This is a genomic window from Clavibacter sepedonicus (assembly GCF_000069225.1).
Lineage (GTDB): Bacteria > Actinomycetota > Actinomycetes > Actinomycetales > Microbacteriaceae > Clavibacter > Clavibacter sepedonicus.
On the sequence record NC_010407.1, the window covers coordinates 2,336,119 to 2,352,973 of the forward strand.

Sequence of the window (16,855 nt, forward strand, 5' to 3'; positions counted from 1 at the left end):
CCGCACGGTGCCGGGGCTCTCGTCGGCGAGCACCTCGGGCGCCGACCACGGGATCGAGAGGCCCACCGCGTCGGTCGCGGCCGCGTCCTCGAGCGTCGAGGCGATGCCGAAGTCGCTGAGCACGGGATGCCCGAACGCGGTCGTGAGGATGTTCGCCGGCTTGATGTCACGGTGCAGCACGCCCGCGCGGTGGGCGGTCTCCACGGCGCTCGCGATGCGGATCCCCACGCGCAGCACCTCCGCGACGCCCAGCGGCTCGCGCCGGTACCGGTCGCTGAGGCTCGACGAGCACAGCTCCATCACGAGGTACGGGCGGCCGTCGGCGGCGACGGATGCCTGGTGCACGGTGAGCACGGACGGGTGGGCGCTGAGCTGCGCCATGAGGTCGGCCTCGGCGCGGAACATGGCGCGGAGGCGCTCGGTCACGATCTCCGCGAGCATCACCTTCACGGCGACCTGGCGGCGCGGCATGTCCTGCTCGTAGAGGAACACGTCGGCGAAGCCCCCGGAACCGAGGACCGTCACGTACGTGAACCCCGGCAGCACCGGCGGGGAGGACGGCAGGCGTCTGGCCATGGCCCCCTCTTCGGGTCGGGACCGACGGCAGGGGCTGTTGCGGGCGGCGGATGGATCTCTCGCTGTGAGACGAGTCTAGGTCGCCGATCCGCGCGGGTACACGGGTCTGCGGCCTCAGGACGCCCCCTCTTCGGGAGCGCCCGTCATCCTCGTCCCGCTAGTCGCGCGGCGGGAGGTCGCGCGCGGGCTGGCCGATGTAGAGCTGCTGCGGACGGCCGATCTTCGTCGACCGGTCCTCGTTCATCTCGCGCCAGTGCGCGATCCAGCCCGGCAGGCGCCCGATGGTGAACAGGGCGGTGAACATGCGCGTGGGGAAGCCCATCGCCTTGTAGATCACGCCCGTGTAGAAGTCCACGTTGGGGTAGAGCTTCCGCTCGATGAAGTAGTCGTCGGCGAGCGCGACCGCCTCGAGCTCCTTGGCGATGTCGAGCAGCGGGTCCTGGATCCCGAGGGCCTCGAGCACCTCGTCGGCGCTCTCCTTCACGAGGCGGGCGCGCGGGTCGAAGTTCTTGTAGACGCGGTGCCCGAAGCCCATGAGGCGGACGCCGTCCTCCTTGTTCTTCACGCGCTCGACGTAGCGGTCGACGCCCTCGCCGGAGTCGCGGATGCGGCCGAGCATCGCGAGCACGGCCTCGTTCGCGCCGCCGTGCAGCGGGCCGAAGAGCGCGCCGATGCCGGCCGAGACGGAGGAGAACATGTTCGCCTCGGTGGATCCGACGAGCCGCACGGTCGACGTCGACGCGTTCTGCTCGTGGTCCTCGTGCAGGATCAGCAGGCGCTCGAGCGCGCGGCTGACCACCGGGTCCACCTCGTACCGTTCCGCGTTGTTGCCGAAGTTCAGGCGCAGGAAGTTGTCGACGAAGCCCAGCGAGTTGTCCGGGTAGAGGAACGCCTGGCCGAGGCTCTTCTTGTGGGCGTACGCCGCGATGACCGGCAGCTTCGCCAGCAGGCGGAGGGTCGAGATCTCGACCTGCTCCGGGTCGTGGACGCTCAGCGAGTCCTCGTAGTAGGTGGAGAGCGCGGAGACCGCGCTCGAGAGCACCGACATGGGGTGCGCGTTGGTGGGCAGCGCGCGGAACAGGCCCTTGAAGTCCTCGTGCAGGAGCGTGTGGCGGCGGATGTCGTCCTCGAACCCGGCGAGCTCGTCGCTCGTGGGCAGCTCGCCGTGGATGAGGAGCCAGGCCACCTCGAGGTAGCTCGAGTGGCGCGCGAGCTGCTCGATGGGGTAGCCGCGGTAGCGGAGGATCCCCTGCTCGCCGTCGATGTACGTGATGGCCGAGCGGGTCGACGCGGTGTTGACGAAGCCGTTGTCGAGCGTCGTCAGCCCGGTCTTCTTCGTGAGCGCCGAGATGTCGATGCTGGACGCGCCCTCGACCGCGGGGAGGATGGGGAACTCCATCCGGCCGCCCGGGTACGTCAGGGTCGCCGTGGGCTTCTCGTCCGCCTTCGGCCGGTCGTCCGCCTGCTGCCCGCCATCGGTCACGGCGCCTCCTCGAGTCTGGGTGGATGGCCCGGAGGGGGATGCGCGCCGCGGGACGCTCGTGACGCCGTCGCGGCGTCGGGATCCGAGCCGACTACAGCCTAAAGGGCCGACCGGGACACTGTCGCCTCCGCCAGCATCCGTGCGCGTCCGTTGGAGGTCGTGCTACGCGGTCCGCCCGGTGGTCGCACCGGCGCGGAGCCGCGCCGCCGCCTGGGCGATCCGCTCGTCCGTGGCCGTGAGCGACAGGCGCACGTGCTCGGGCGACGCGTCCCCGTAGAACGGGCCGGGGCCCGCGAGGATCCCGAGGTCGGCGAGCTCGGCGATGCCCTCCCAGGCGCCCTGCCCGCGGGTCGCCCAGAGGTAGAGGCCGGCCTCGCTGCGGTCGATGCGCCAGCCGGCGTCCTCAAGCGCGGGACGCAGCACGTCGCGGCGCGCGCGGTAGAGCTCGCGCTGGACGCGCACGTGCGCGTCGTCGCCGAGCGCCACGGTCATGGCGTGCTGCAGCGGCGCGGGCGGGAGGAGCCCCGCGTGCTTGCGGACGCGGATGAGGCGGGCGATGAGCTCCCGGTCGCCCGCGACGAGCGCGGCCCGGTAGCCGGCGAGGTTCGACTGCTTGCTGAGCGAGTACAGCGCGAGGACGCCCGCGTGGTCGTCGCCGACGACGCGCGCGTCGAGGATCGAGGGCGTCGGCCCCAAGGCCCACTCCCCGTCCCAGCCGAGCTCGGCGTAGCACTCGTCGCTCGCGATGACGGCGCCGAGCTCGCGCGCGCGGGCGACCGCGGCGCGCAGCTCGTCGACGCCGAGGACCCGGCCGTCGGGGTTGCCGGGCGAGTTCAGCCAGACGAGGCGGGTGTGCGCGGGCCACTCGGCGGGATCGTCGGCGGGCACGCTCTCCGCGCCGGCGAGCGCCGCGCCGATCGCGTAGGTCGGGTAGGAGACGCGGGGGTGCACGACCGCGTCCCCCTCGCCGAGGCCGAGCATGAACGGCAGCCAGGCCACCATCTCCTTCGACCCGATGGTCGGCAGCACCTGGTCGGTGCCGAGCGTCGCGTTCCGCCGACGCGCGTGCCAGTCGACCATCGCCTGCCGGAGCTCCGGCGTGCCGACGGTGGTGGGGTACGCGTGCGCGTCCGTCGCCCAGGCGAGCGCGTCGCGGATGAGCGTGGGCGTCGGATCCACGGGCGACCCGATGCTGAGGTCGACGATGCCGTCGGGGTGGCGGCGCGCCCGCTCGGCGTACGGGGCCATCTGGTCCCAGGGGTAGTCGGGGAGCTCGCCGAGGGCCACGCGCGTCAGCCGTTCTGGATGGGGAGGGCAGCGATCACGGGGTGGTCGCCCGCGGTGACGCCGACCTTCGTCGCGCCGCCCGGGGATCCCATCTCGGCGAAGAACTCGACGTTGGCCGTGTAGTAGTCCGACCACTTCTCGGGCAGGTCGTCCTCGTAGTAGATCGCCTCGACGGGGCACACCGGCTCGCACGCACCGCAGTCCACGCACTCGTCGGGGTGGATGTACAGGCTCCGCTCGCCCTCGTAGATGCAGTCCACCGGGCACTCGTCGATGCAGGCGCGGTCCTTCACGTCGACACAGGGCAGAGCGATGACGTAGGTCACTTCGGGCGGGTCCTTCCGGGAGCGGTGCGGCGCGACGAGTCTACGCGGCGCGCGAACCGGTCCCGGCCGGGGCCGGGGCGCCGGATCCCGCGGCAGCGGCGGCATCCGGGCGGGCCGCGGAGCCGGGCGCGCGGTTCGAGAACCGCGGCCACACGACGACGGCCGCGACGAGGATCGCGGGCGCGATCGCCCAGACCTGGCTCAGCCCGTCGTCGGGGAACAGCACGGATCCGCTCGGCCCCTGCGTGCCGAGCACCGCGACGGCGGCGACGACGCCGAGCCCGAGGCAGAGCGCGTGCAGGCGGTCGACGAGGAGCAGGCGGAACGCGACCAGCAGGCACGCGAGCGTCGCGAGCGCGAGCACGAGGCCCACCGGCAGCGGGATCCCGCCCACGGGCAGCGTGGCGCGGTGCGCGGCCGTTCCGACCGCGCCCACCAGCAGGCCGAGCACGAGCGACGCGACCGCCGTGCCGATGCGCTGCGCGCCGCGCGGGGGCCGCGGTGCGCCGTCGTCCGGCGTCGCGCCGGCGGGCCGGTGGAGCCGGAACAGCTCGACGGGCGCGATGGGCGCGCCGATGCCGTGCGAGAGCGCGAACTGGTCGCCGTCGACGACGGTCTGGGTGCGGTACGCGGCGATCGCGCGGATCTTCGCGTCGAGCACCTCGGACGCGTCCACGGCGAGGTCGACCTGGTCGTCCGGCAGCACGAGCGTGCCGGCGGGATCGGCGTCGGGCGCGGGGAACCGACCGCGCGCGGCCACGAGCTCGTGCGCCTCGCGTGCCGACGACGCGGTCGTCGTGATGAGGTACGCGGGGATCCCCGCCTCCTCGGCCGCCCAGGTCGCGATGAGGTGCGTGCGCACGTGGTCCGGGTGTCCGTAGCCGCCGTGGTCGTCGTAGGTGATCACGCTCGTGGCGTCGACGTCCGCGATCACCGCGAGCACGTCGCGCGCCTCGTCGGCCTCGTCGCCCGCGCACAGCGAGTCGGGATCGAGCGGGCGCAGCGCCACGGGCACGCCGTCGTCGCCCCACTCCATGCCGGAGTCGACGTAGCGGCGCGCCTCGAGGCCGCGCCAGCGCGCGTCGGCGTCGCCGAGGAATCGGTGGTCGGTGACGCCGAGCGCGGCCATGGCGTCGGCCAGCTCGGTCTCGCGGTGGTCGGCGAGCGCGCGCAGGTCGCCCTCCAGGTAGCGGAGCTCCTCGGGGATGACGTCGCCGCGCTCCCCGCGCGTGCAGGTGAGCACGGTGACGGGCACGCCGTCGCGCACGAGCTTGGCGATGGTGCCGCCTGTGACGATGCTCTCGTCGTCGGGGTGGGCGTGCACGAGGAGGACGTGCTCACGCTCGGGACGGGCGGTGCGGGCGGCCCGATCGGGGCGTCGGGACGTGCCGGATGTCATCCGGCGATCCTAGCCGCGGGCCGCGAACCGCTCCCTGGGCGCTGCCCGGGGAGGATCGACTGGACGCGCCCCCCGCCCCCGCGCTACTGTGCACGAGGTAAGGCAAGCCTCACCTACATTTCCCCAGACTCAGCAATAGGGCGCATCCCGTCGCGCCCTCCGCCCGGAGAGGCGCACGCGTGTTCGCGAACTACCTGATCGGCCTGCGCGAGGGCCTCGAGGCCGCGCTGGTCGTCACCATCCTCATCGCCTACGTCGTCAAGATCGGCCGTCGCGACGTGCTCGGCCGGCTCTGGCTCGGCGTCGGGCTCGCGGTCCTGCTCGCGCTCTCCATCGGCGCGATCCTCACCTACGGCGCCTACGGCCTCACGTTCGAGGCGCAGGAGGCCATCGGCGGATCCCTCTCCATCGTCGCGACGGGCCTCGTCACCTGGATGGTGTTCTGGATGCTCCGCACCGCGAAGGACATGCGCTCCGAGCTGCAGGGCGCGGTCGACCGGGCCATCGCGGGTGCGGCGTGGGGCCTCGTCGCCGTCGCCTTCCTCGCCGTCGGCCGCGAGGGCATCGAGACGGCCCTGTTCCTCTGGTCGGCCGTGCAGGCCACCGGCGCCACCACGATGCCGCTCGTCGGCGCGGGCCTCGGGCTCGTCACCGCGGTCGCGCTCGGCTGGCTCGTCTACCGCGGGGTGCTCCGCATCGACCTCGCGCGCTTCTTCACCTGGACCGGCGCGCTCCTCATCGTCGTGGCCGGCGGCGTGCTCGCGTACGGGGTGCACGACCTGCAGGAGGCGGGGATCCTCCCGGGCCTCGGCGCGCTCGCGTTCGACGTCTCCGGCGCTGTCCCGCCCGGATCCTGGTACGGCACGCTCCTCAAGGGCACCGTCAACTTCTCCCCCGCCACCACCTGGCTCGAGGCCATCACGTGGGTGCTGTACGTCGTGCCCACGCTCACCGTCTACCTGACGCTCGCGCGACGGGGGCGGCGGGCGCGACCGGCCGACGCACCCCCGGCCGCCCGCGTCGACACCGCTCCCGCGGGCGACGCACCCCGCGTCGCCGACGCACCCGCCGCGCGCTGACGCCCGCATCCCTCCCGCTCTCCCGCTCCATCCACCGCCCGGCACCGCCGGCCCGCTCCCCCGAGGTCCCATGAAGCGCTCGACCCTCCCCGCCGCCGCCCTGCTCGCCGGCGCCGCCCTCGCCCTGTCCGGCTGCGTCGCGAACGCCCCGACCGGATCCGCCGACGCCGGCGCCGGTGCCGCCTCCGCGGACTCCGGCGTCACGCAGCTCACGGTCGACAGCTCCGCCGACGCGTGCACCGTGTCCGCCGCGACCGCCCCCAGCGGCACGGTCTCGTTCCACGTCACGAACTCCACCGACCAGGTCACCGAGTTCTACCTGCTCGCGGATGACGGCCTCCGCATCGTCGGCGAGGTCGAGAACGTGAGCCCCGGGATCGAGCGCGACCTCGTGCTCACCGCCCAGCCCGGCAGCTACTACACGGTCTGCAAGCCCGGCATGGTCGGTGACGGCGTGGGCCGCGCGCCCTTCACCGTCACGGGCGACCAGGTCGCGCTCGCGGGCGACGCCGAGCAGCAGGGCCAGGACGCGGCCGCTGCGTACCTCGCCTACGTCAAGGACCAGGTCGGCCGCCTGCTCCCGGCCACGCAGGAGTTCGCCGACGCGTACCTCGCGAGCGACGACGACAGAGCCCGCTCCCTCTACCCCACGGCCCGCGCGTACTACGAGCGCGTCGAGCCCGTCGCAGAGTCCTTCGGCGACCTCGACCCAGAGATCGACTTCCGCGAGGCCGACGTCGAGCCCGGCACCGAGTGGACCGGGTGGCACCGCATCGAGAAGGACCTCTGGCAGCCCTCGCCCGACGCGAACGGCGGCGACGTCTACACGCCGCTCGGCACCGCGGATCGCGCGCACTTCGCCCAGGAGCTGACCGCCGACACGCAGGAGCTCTACGACGCGGTGCACGCGGACGGCTTCTCGGTCGACATCTCCACGGTCTCCAACGGCGCGGTCGGGCTGATGGACGAGGTCGCCTCCGGCAAGATCACCGGCGAGGAGGAGATCTGGTCGCACACCGACCTTTGGGACTTCCAGGCCAACCTCGAGGGCGCGCGCGTCGCGTACGAGGGCGTCCGCGACATCGTCGCCCCGAAGGACCCGCAGCTCGTGGCCACGCTCGACGCGCAGTTCGCGTCGCTCGAGACGGAGCTCGCCGCCTACGGAACCCTCGACAAGGGCTTCACGACCTACGACAGGCTCACCACCGAGCAGGTCAAGGGCCTCGCGGACGGCGTCAACGCGCTGGCCGAGCCGCTGTCGAAGCTCACCGGCGCGCTTGTCGGCTGATGACGGACCACGAGACCACGGCGGCCGACGACGCTCCCGCGCCCGCTCCCGCGACCCCCGCTCCCCCGGCCGCCTCGGCACCCGCCGGCATCTCCCGCCGCGGGATCCTCGGCCTCCTCGGCGCGGGCGCGCTCGGCGGCGGCCTGGTCGGCTCGGCCGGCGGCGTCCTGGCCGACCGCGCCTTCGCGGGCGTGCGCCAGGCCGCGGGCGGCGCTACGTACGCGTTCCACGGCGCGCACCAGGCGGGCATCACGACCCCTGCCCAGGACCGCCTGCACTTCGCCGCGTTCGACGTCGCCGACATCGACCGCGCGGGGCTGATCTCGCTGCTCAAGGACTGGAGCGCCGCGGCCGCGCGCATGACGGCCGGCGGATCCGCGGGCACGCTCGGCGCGGTCGACGGCCCGTACGACTCCCCGCCCGACGACACGGGCGAGGCTCTGGACCTGCCGCCCGCCGGCCTCACCATCACGTTCGGCCTCGGCCCCTCGCTGTTCACGACCGCCGACGGCGTCGACCGCTTCGGCATCGCCGACCGCCGGCCCGCCGCGCTCGTCGACCTCCCGCGCTTCCCGGGCGAGGCCCTCATCCCGCAGGCCACGGGCGGCGACCTCTGCATCCAGGCGTGCAGCGATGACCCGCAGGTGGCCGTGCACGCGATCCGCAACCTGTCGCGCATCGCGTTCGGCCGCGCCTCCATCCGCTGGTCGCAGCTCGGCTTCGGCCGCACCTCCTCGACGAGCCGCGCGCAGGTCACCCCGCGGAACCTGTTCGGCTTCAAGGACGGCACCGCGAACGTGAAGTCGGAGGACACGCGCCAGGTCGACGACCACGTCTGGGCCGACGCGGGATCCTCCCCCGCCGAGGCGTGGATGCAGGGCGGCTCGTACCTGGTCGCCCGCCGCATCCGCATGACCATCGAGACGTGGGACCGCTCGTCGCTCCGCGAGCAGGAGCGCGTCGTCGGCCGCACGAAGGGATCCGGCGCGCCCCTCAGCGGCGGCACCGAGATGACCGCGCCCGACTTCCACGCCGTCGGGCGCGGGGGCGCACCGCTCATCGACCCCGCGTCGCATGTGCGCCTCGCGCACCCGGACGCCAACGACGGCGCGGTGCTCCTGCGCCGCGGCTACAACTTCGTCGACGGCAACGACGACCTCGGGCGACTGAACGCGGGCCTGTTCTTCCTGGCGTTCCAGCGGGATCCGCGCACGCAGTTCATCCCCATCCAGCGGAGCCTCGCCCGCGACGCGATGAACGAGTACCTGCGGCACGTGGGCAGCGGGATCTGGGCGGTGCCGCCGGGCGCGACGCGCGACGGGTACGTCGGGGAGACGCTTTTCGCGTCCTGAGCCCGGGCGGCGCCCGACCGGCCCGGATCTCAGCCCGCGGGCAGGACCACGTACGTGGCGACGGGCGAGCCCGGATCCGCCGACACCGTGACGATGACCGAGTACGCGTCGGTCGTGAACCGCCCGTATCCGCTCTGCGCGTCGCTCGCCACGTCGCTCGAGGCGTAGCCGGCGGCCTCGAGCCGCGCCTGCGCGTCGGCGAACCCGCCCGCGACGTCCGGCACGGCGACCTGCGCCACCCAGCCGGCGCCCTCGGGCGCAGCTCCCCCGCCGAGCAGCTTGCCCTCGGCGAAGGGCACGGCATCCGTCGGGAAGGAGGGCGGGACGTGGCCGTCCGTGGAGACCTGCACCTTGCCGAGCGTGTCGCCGATCACGTCCTCGACGCTGTGGCGCACCTGCTTCGCGCCCTCGTGGGCGGCGTCGCGGACGACCTCGCCCACCTGGCTGCACCCCGTGAGGAACAGGGCGGGGACGAGGACGAGCCCGGCCGCCAACTCCCTCCTGCGGAGGGACCTGCCGGACGGGCTCGTCGGGGTCATGCTGCGTTACGCGTTCTGCTTCTTCAGCCGCGAGGTCTTCCGCTGCCGCGCATTGGCGTCGAGCTCGACCTTCCGGATCCGGACGAACTCGGGCGTGACCTCCACGCACTCGTCCTCGCGGGCGAACTCGAGGCACTCCTCGAGCGTCAGCCTCCGCGACGGGGTCATGCGCTCGAAGGAGTCGGAGGTGGACTGACGCATGTTGGTCAGCTGCTTCTCCTTGGTGATGTTCACGTCCATGTCGTCGGCACGCGAGTTCTCACCCACGACCATGCCCTCGTAGACCTCCTGGGTCGGCTCCACGAAGAACGACATGCGCTCCTGCAGGGCCACCATGGCGAACGGGGTGGCCACGCCGGCGCGGTCGGCGACGATCGAGCCGTTGACGCGGGTCGTGATCTCGCCCGCCCACTGCTCGTAGCCGTGCGAGACGGCGTTGGCGATGCCGGCGCCGCGCGTGATGGTGAGGAACTCCGTGCGGAAGCCGATGAGGCCGCGCGACGGGACGACGAACTCCATGCGGACCCAGCCGGTGCCGTGGTTGCTCATGCCCTCCATGCGGCCCTTGCGGGCGGCAAGGAGCTGCGTGATCGCGCCGAGGTACTCCTCGGGCGAGTCGATGGTGAGGTGCTCGTAGGGCTCGTGCACCTTGCCGTCGACCTGCTTGACGACCACCTGCGGCTTGCCGACGGTGAGCTCGAAGCCCTCGCGGCGCATCTGCTCCACGAGGATCGCGAGCGCGAGCTCGCCGCGGCCCTGGATCTCCCACGCGTCCGGGCGGCCGATGTCGACGAGCTTGATGGACACGTTTCCGATGAGCTCGCGGTCGAGGCGGTCCTTGACCATGCGGGCGGTGAGCTTGTGGCCCTTGACCTTGCCGATGAGCGGGCTGGTGTTGGTGCCGATGGTCATCGAGATGGCCGGGTCGTCCACCGTGATGGTGGGCAGCGGGCGGACGTCCTCCGGGTCGGCGAGCGTCTCGCCGATGGTGATGTCCTCGATGCCGGCGACGGCGACGATGTCGCCGGGGCCCGCGGACTCGGTCGGGAAGCGGTCGAGCGCCTTGGTGATGAGGAGCTCGGTGATCTTCACGTTCTTGACGGATCCGTCGTGCTTGACCCAGGCGACCTGCTGGCCCTTCTTGAGCGTGCCGTTGAAGACGCGCAGGAGGGCGAGGCGGCCGAGGAACGGCGACGCGTCGAGGTTGGTGACGTGGGCCTGCAGCGGGTGCTGGTCGTCGTAGGTGGGCGCCGGGACGTGATCGAGGATCGCCTTGAAGAGCGGCTCGAGGTCGTCGTTGTCGGGCAGCGTGCCGTTCTCGGGCTTGTTCGAGCTCGCGGCGCCGTTGCGGCCGGACGCGTACACGACGGGCACGTCGAGGATCGCGTCGAGGTCGAGGTCCGGGTGCTCGTCCGACATGTCGGATGCGAGGCCGAGGAGGAGGTCCTGGCTCTCGGCCACGACCTCGTCGATGCGCGCGTCGGGGCGGTCGGTCTTGTTGACCAGGAGGATCACGGGCAGCTTCGCCTCGAGCGCCTTGCGGAGCACGAAGCGCGTCTGGGGCAGCGGGCCCTCGGACGCGTCGACGAGGAGCACGACGCCGTCGACCATGGACAGGCCGCGCTCGACCTCGCCGCCGAAGTCGGCGTGGCCCGGGGTGTCGATCACGTTGATGACGATGGGCGAGCCGTCCGCGTGCTTCCCGTTGTAGAGCACCGCGGTGTTCTTCGCGAGGATCGTGATGCCCTTCTCGCGCTCGAGGTCGTTCGAGTCCATCATGCGGTCCTCGCCCTCGAAGTGGGCGTCGAACGAGTTCGTCTGCTTGAGCATGGCGTCGACGAGCGTGGTCTTGCCGTGGTCGACGTGGGCCACGATGGCCACATTGCGGAGGTCGTTGCGCGCGACTAGCGCCATAGTGCTGTCCTTCAGTGGAGAGGGTGCCGGCCTTGTCATCAAGGGAGGAGGGCGAAGAGCCGCCGTCTGCTATTCCCAGCGACCACCAGCCTACCGTGCCGATGCAAGCCGGGCTCAGGGAGCGTCGGGAGAGAGGGTCCAGCGCCAGGCGTCGTCGAGGATCCCGGCCTGGTGCGGCGAGACCTGCACCCCGCCGACCCGGTCGCGCACGGCCGCGAGCGCGGGCAGCTGGTAGAGCGGGAGGCCGGCGCGGTCGCCGTACATGCGCCGGTCCAGGCGCAGGAGGAGCTCGTCGCGCGCGTCCGCGTCCTCCGTGCGGCTGAGCGAGGAGAAGAGGGACGCGACGTCGGGGTCGGCCGTCGCCTGTCCGTCGCGCGCGTCGGCCCTGGCCTCGTGCGCGGCGCGGATCCCGGCGACGGAGGGGTACGCGTCCTCCGACGAGACGAGCGCGGCGTCGTAGGCGCCCGGCTGGTCGAGGACGCTCTCCCACTGCGGGGTCGAGCAGTCGGTCACGACGAAGCCGGACTTCTCGGCGGAGTCGCGGATCGCGTCGAACGCGGCCACCTTGCGGGGGTCGGCGGGGTCGAAGAGCACGCACACCTCGGGGGCCGCCCGCCCGACCGACGCGAGCAGCTGCCGCGCCTCGTCGAGGTCGACGTCGCCGAAGCGGCTGGACCCGTTCGCGCGCACCTGGTCGGCATACCCGTCCGTGCCGGGCGCGAGCACGAAGGAGTCGCGCGTCGTCGCGTCGGGATCCACGGGCAGCGCGGCCTCGCGGACGATCGCGTCGCGCGGGATGGTGGAGAGGAAGGCCGTGCGGACCGCGGCGTCGGACATGGCGGGGTCGCGCGCGCCGAGCGTCTGCAGGTCGAGGCGCTCCCAGGAGGCGGAGGATCCGCGCACGACCTGCACGCCGTCGATCCCGGACAGCGCGTCGGCCACCTCCGCGTCGGCCGCTGGCGCGATGACGTCGACGTCCCCCGCCTGGAGGGCGGCGACGGCGGCGTCCGGATCCTCGATCGTGGACACGACGATGCGCTCGACCGACGGCCGGTGCAGCCCCGTGTAGAAGCGGTTGGCGCGCAGCGTGATGGAGGTCCCCGGGTCGATCGACTCGATGGCGTACGGGCCCGAGCCCACGGCGCGATCGGGGTGCGCCGCGATCTCGGCCACGCCGAAGCCCCGGTTCCACGCGTCGGAGATGGGCGACAGGAGCTCGGGGGCGCGATCCTGCACGGCGTCCACCAGCGTCTGCTTCGCACGGCCGGGGCTCGACATGTCGAGCGCGAGCTGCGCCACGCTGTGCGCGGGCAGGCCCACCTCGAACGCGAGGCGCCAGTCCGGCGTGTACTGGTCGAACACCATGGTGATCGACCGGCCGCCGTCCCCGATCTCGGGCGTGCGGGTGACGTGGGTGAGCGCCTCGTCGGCGGCCGCGTCGAAGAAGACGGTCTGCTCGGGGAGCGGACCCGTGTAGCCGCCCGTCGCATCGTCGACGTACCCGGCCGGGTCGTAGCCGGGGGTGTCGAGCGCGCCGGATCCGGCGGCCCACGCGAGCAGGAGGTCCGCCGCGTCGACGGGCTCGCCGTCGGACCAGCGGACGCCCTCCGCGACGGTGTACTCGACGGTGAAGGGGTCGCGCGAGACGACCCGCGCGGATCCGTAGCCCGGGTCGGTGGCGACCGTGCCGTCGGCGGCGACCTCGGAGAACCGCGAGTTCGTCGCGTGCACGATCTCCCGGTTGCCCTCGGTGCCGCCCGTGCGCGACGCCGCGTTGTACGAGGTGAAGGTGGTGGGGACGGCGGCGCGGATCTCCGTGTCGGCGACCATGCCGGTGGTCGGCGAGCAGGCGGCGAGGCCGGCGACGAGCGCAACGGCGACGGCGGCGGATGCGCCCCGGACGACCCGGCGGATCCCTCGCGGGCGCCGGGCTCCTATGGCCTCGGGGCCTCGCGTGTCGCTGTCCATCGCCGTCGATCCTACGCGAGCGGCACGACGAGGCCCGCCGCCCGCGCGCCCCCGCGAGGGGGGGCGCTATGGGCGGCGAGCCGGGTCGTGCGGCGCGGATCAGGCCGCGGGCGGCTGCTGGTCCCGCAGGGCCTCGCGGAGCTCGCGGCGCTCCTTCTGCTGGTCGGGATCCGGCAGCGGCACGGCGGCGATGAGCTTCTGCGTGTACGGGTGCTGGGGGTTCCGGAGGATCGACTCGGTCGGCCCCTGCTCGACGATCTTGCCGTGGTTCATCACGACGATGCGGTCGGCGAGCAAGTCGACCACTGCGAGGTCGTGGCTGACGAACAGGCACGCGAACTGGAGCTCCTTCTGGATCTCCTGCAGCAGCGCGAGCACGCGGGCCTGCACCGACACATCGAGCGCCGACGTGGGCTCGTCGGCGACGAGCACCTTGGGCCGGAGCGCGAGGGCCCGGGCGATGCCGACGCGCTGGCGCTGGCCGCCGGAGAGCTCGTTCGGGTAGCGGTTGCGGAAGCTGCGCGGCAGCTCCACCTGCTCGAGGAGCTCCTCGACCCGGTCGCTCTGCTGCTTCTTCGAGAACTGGCCCGAGAGCTCGAGCGGCTCGCCGATGCTCTGGCCGATGGGCCAGCGCGGGTTGAGCGAGGAGCCCGGGTCCTGGAACACGATGCCGATCTCGCGGCGCACGGCCCGGAGGTCCTTCGCCGAGATCCCGGTCATGCGCCGACCGGCGACGGTGAGCTCGCCGCCCGCGACGGGCAGGAGGCCCACCGCGGCGCGCGCGATGGTCGTCTTGCCGGATCCCGACTCACCCACGACGCCGACGACCTCGCCGGGGTGGATGTCGAACGACGCGCCCGTGACCGCCCGGAACGCCGGCACGCGGCCGAGCTTCGGGTAGTCGATGTCCACCTCCTTGAGGGAGATGGCGGGCTCGGTGGTGCGCTCGGCGATCTCGACCTGCGAGGCCTCGCCCGTGCCGAGGTGCGGCACCGACGCGAGCAGCTGCTTCGTGTACGGGTCCTTGGGCGCCTGGAAGATCTCGCGCACCGAGCCGCGCTCGACGATGCGGCCGCTCTTCATCACGATGACGTTGGTCGCGAGGTCGGCCACCACGCCCATGTCGTGCGTGATGATCACGATCGCGCTGTTGAGGCGCTGGTGAAGTCTGCGCAGCAGGTCGAGGATCTCGGCCTGGATCGTCACGTTGAGCGCCGTGGTGGGCTCGTCCGCGATGAGCATGTCGGGGTCGCACGACAGCGACTGGGCGATCATCGCGCGCTGGCGCTGGCCGCCGGACAGCTGGTGCGGGTAGGAGTCGAACGCCTTCTCGGGATCCGGCATCTCGACGAGCTTCAGCAGCTCGAGCGCGCGCACCTTGGCGGCCGACGGGATGATCGAGTTGTGGACCCGAAGGGCCTCGACGATCTGGAAACCCACCGTGTACACGGGGTTGAGCGCCGTCATCGGCTCCTGGAAGATCACGGCGATGTCGTTGCCGCGTGCCTTCCGCAGCGTGGCCTGGTCGGCGCCCACCATCTCGACGCCCTTGAGCTTCGCGCTCCCCCGGACCCGGCCGTTCTTCGGCAGGAGGCCGAGCAGCGACATGGAGCTGACGGACTTGCCGGAGCCGGACTCGCCCACGATCGCGAGGACCTCGCCCGGGTTGACCTTGTAGTCGAGGTCGATGGCCGCGGGGATCCACTCGTCGCCGACCCAGAAGTCGACTCCGAGGCCGGAGACCTCGAGGATGGGGACGATCGGGTCCGTCCCGTTCGCGTGAGCGCTCATGCTGCGTACTCCTGGCTGCTGGAAGTGGGGGTGTCGAGGGGTGCCGAGGCGGGCCGTGGGACGATGAGGCCATGGATCAGCCCGTCGTCATCCGCCCGTCGTTCGGACGCCTGCTGACCGTGATCGTCTCGGCGATCGCGGTCCTGGTGCTCGTGAGCACCGTGGTCGGGGGTCGGGCCGACCTCCTGCCGACGGCGGTGTGGGGCCCGGTCATGCTGGCCTACGCGTCGTGGCTCGTCTTCTGGCACCCGCGCGTGCGCATCGCGACCGAGGGCATCGAAATCCGCAACGTCTTCCGCACGCACGAGTTCTCGTGGCCCGCGATCCGCGAGGTCGACACCAAGTGGGCTCTGAACATCACCACCGCGCACGAACGCGTCACGGCCTGGGCCGCCCCGGCGCCCGGCCGGCACTCGAACGCCTACATCACGACGAAGGAGGAGCGGAACCAGCCGTATCTCAGCGCCATGATGCAGGACGCGCGCCGCGGCGACCTGCCCCGCACCGACTCCGGCGACGCGGCCACGGTGATCCGCCTGCACCTGGCCGACCTCCGCGAGGCGGGCCACCTGGGCGGCCCGGTGGAGGAGGAGGCCCCGCGCGTGCGAACGCACTGGGCGGAGATCGCCGTGCTCGCGGTGCTCGTCGCGGCGACGGTGCTGACCGGCCCGATCTGAGGCGCGACCCGCGGCGAGCCCGCGGCTGAGGGCCCGGCTCGCCGCCGGGACCGTCATCGGCCGTCCGTGCTATCGGGCGCCTGGCCGTCGGCCTGGGCGTCCGGTCGCGCGGAGCCGACGGGCGGCGGCACGCGCACTCCCGCGGCACCGGAGCCGGTCGCAGGACCCGCGTCGCGGCGGTTCCGCCCGGTGAGCATGGCGAACATCTGCTTGTAGGGCCCCTGTCCGCCGGGCATGCGCCGCTGGCGCGGGTCGAACGCGTCGCGCAGGCCGTCGCCGATGAAGTTGATGGTCAGCGCGATGATGATGATGAACAGGCCCGGGAACCAGAACAGCCACGGCCGGGTCGCGAAGGCTCCCTGGTATTCGTTGATGATCTGCCCGAGCGAGACGTCGGGCTTCTTGATGCCGAAGCCGAGGAAGGAAAGCGCCGCCTCGAGCAGGATGGCCGCGCTCATGAGCAGGGTCGTGGACACGATGACCACGCCGATGGCGTTCGGCAGGATGTGCCGGAACACGATTCGGCTGTTCGACGCCCCGGCGACTCGGGCCGCGTCTACGAACTCTCGCTCGCGGAGGCTGAGGAACTCGCCGCGCACCAAGCGCGCGAGGCTCGGCCAGCCGACCACGCCGAGGACTAGTCCGAGCACGGCCGCTCCGAGGCTCCCGAAGGTCTGGCCGAGGACCGCCGCGATGACGATGACCGGGATCACGATGATGAGGTCCGTGAAGCGCATGAGCAGAGAGTCGATGCGACCGCGGAAGAAGCCCGAGACGGCGCCGACGACGATGCCGATGAACGCGGCGATGATGCCGTACAGCACCATGACGACTATGGACTGCTGGGTGCCGCGCATGACGCGGGCGAAGATGTCGCGCCCGATCTCGTCCTGGCCGAAGGGGTGGGTACCGAACTGGAACGGCAGCTGCCAGGTGGGGTTGCCGCCGTTGACGACGGGCGAGACGTCCTCGTAGTTCCACATCCACCAGCCGGGGACGCGGACGCCGAAGAGCTGGATGCCGACGGACGAGTACACGAGAGCCGCCATGAGCAGCAGGACGACAACCGAGGTCATCGCGCCCTTGTGGCGGAGGAACCGGCGGCGGACGACGGTGCCCTGGCTGAGCCCCTCCACCTCGCGCTGCTCGATCGTCAGCTCGGAGTTGCCCCCCCTC

The 16,855-nt window shown here is 72.4% G+C and carries 13 protein-coding genes and 1 pseudogene; 4 read left to right on the top strand and 10 right to left on the bottom strand.

Going from position 1 to position 16,855, the window contains the following annotated elements:
* The 5 genes and pseudogenes from CMS_RS18260 to CMS_RS10925 all read right to left on the bottom strand — a co-directional run.
* Positions 1-576: pseudogene (locus CMS_RS18260) on the bottom strand (serine/threonine-protein kinase); the annotation flags it as partial.
* Between the two features lie 157 nt (positions 577-733).
* Positions 734-2,059: a citrate synthase gene (locus CMS_RS10910; RefSeq protein ID WP_012299505.1), complete on the bottom strand. Its 1,326-nt coding sequence runs from the start codon at positions 2,057-2,059 to the stop codon at positions 734-736.
* 162 nt (positions 2,060-2,221) lie between these two features.
* Positions 2,222-3,346 (bottom strand): succinyldiaminopimelate transaminase, encoded by a 1,125-nt coding sequence (dapC, locus tag CMS_RS10915; protein WP_012299506.1) that lies wholly within the window; start codon positions 3,344-3,346, stop codon positions 2,222-2,224.
* A gap of 5 nt (positions 3,347-3,351) precedes the next feature.
* Positions 3,352-3,672: a ferredoxin gene (gene fdxA / locus CMS_RS10920; RefSeq protein ID WP_012299507.1), complete on the bottom strand. Its 321-nt coding sequence runs from the start codon at positions 3,670-3,672 to the stop codon at positions 3,352-3,354.
* A 40-nt stretch (positions 3,673-3,712) separates the two neighbouring features.
* On the bottom strand, positions 3,713-5,071 hold the full coding sequence (locus CMS_RS10925) for a PIG-L family deacetylase (RefSeq protein WP_012299508.1): 1,359 nt from the start codon (positions 5,069-5,071) through the stop codon (positions 3,713-3,715).
* Between the two features lie 179 nt (positions 5,072-5,250).
* On the opposite strand from CMS_RS10925, the gene efeU reads away from it, so the two are divergent.
* The 3 genes from efeU (at position 5,251) to efeB (ending at position 8,790) form a co-directional block, all read left to right on the top strand.
* Positions 5,251-6,150 carry an iron uptake transporter permease EfeU gene (efeU, locus tag CMS_RS10930; RefSeq protein WP_012299509.1) on the top strand — a complete coding sequence of 300 codons (900 nt, stop codon included), beginning with the start codon at positions 5,251-5,253 and terminating at the stop codon, positions 6,148-6,150.
* Between the two features lie 70 nt (positions 6,151-6,220).
* On the top strand, positions 6,221-7,438 hold the full coding sequence (gene efeO / locus CMS_RS10935; protein ID WP_012299510.1) for an iron uptake system protein EfeO: 1,218 nt from the start codon (positions 6,221-6,223) through the stop codon (positions 7,436-7,438).
* The gene (gene efeB, locus CMS_RS10940; RefSeq protein WP_012299511.1) at positions 7,438-8,790 is read left to right on the top strand and encodes an iron uptake transporter deferrochelatase/peroxidase subunit; all 1,353 of its coding nucleotides are present in this window, start codon (positions 7,438-7,440) and stop codon (positions 8,788-8,790) included. Before efeO ends, efeB begins: the two co-directional genes overlap by 1 nt.
* A gap of 29 nt (positions 8,791-8,819) precedes the next feature.
* On the opposite strand, the gene CMS_RS10945 is transcribed toward efeB, so the two are convergent.
* The 4 genes from CMS_RS10945 to CMS_RS10960 all read right to left on the bottom strand — a co-directional run bounded on the left by CMS_RS10945 (position 8,820) and on the right by CMS_RS10960 (position 15,002).
* Complete coding sequence (locus CMS_RS10945) at positions 8,820-9,284, bottom strand: hypothetical protein (protein ID WP_223842635.1); 465 nt, start codon at positions 9,282-9,284, stop codon at positions 8,820-8,822.
* Positions 9,285-9,335: 51 nt separating this feature from the next.
* The gene (typA, locus tag CMS_RS10950; protein WP_012299513.1) at positions 9,336-11,243 is read right to left on the bottom strand and encodes a translational GTPase TypA; all 1,908 of its coding nucleotides are present in this window, start codon (positions 11,241-11,243) and stop codon (positions 9,336-9,338) included.
* A 114-nt stretch (positions 11,244-11,357) separates the two neighbouring features.
* Positions 11,358-13,211 carry an ABC transporter family substrate-binding protein gene (locus tag CMS_RS10955; RefSeq protein WP_012299514.1) on the bottom strand — a complete coding sequence of 618 codons (1,854 nt, stop codon included), beginning with the start codon at positions 13,209-13,211 and terminating at the stop codon, positions 11,358-11,360.
* Positions 13,212-13,310: 99 nt separating this feature from the next.
* Complete coding sequence (locus CMS_RS10960) at positions 13,311-15,002, bottom strand: ABC transporter ATP-binding protein (RefSeq protein ID WP_012299515.1); 1,692 nt, start codon at positions 15,000-15,002, stop codon at positions 13,311-13,313.
* 71 nt (positions 15,003-15,073) lie between these two features.
* Between CMS_RS10960 and CMS_RS10965 the strand changes: the two genes are divergently transcribed.
* Positions 15,074-15,679 carry a PH domain-containing protein gene (locus CMS_RS10965; RefSeq protein ID WP_012299516.1) on the top strand — a complete coding sequence of 202 codons (606 nt, stop codon included), beginning with the start codon at positions 15,074-15,076 and terminating at the stop codon, positions 15,677-15,679.
* A 53-nt stretch (positions 15,680-15,732) separates the two neighbouring features.
* Here CMS_RS10965 and CMS_RS10970 read toward each other — a convergent pair whose 3' ends face one another.
* A complete protein-coding gene (locus CMS_RS10970; RefSeq protein ID WP_012299517.1) occupies positions 15,733-16,815 on the bottom strand; it encodes an ABC transporter permease in 1,083 nt (360 codons plus the stop codon).
* Positions 16,816-16,855: the final 40 nt, after the last annotated feature.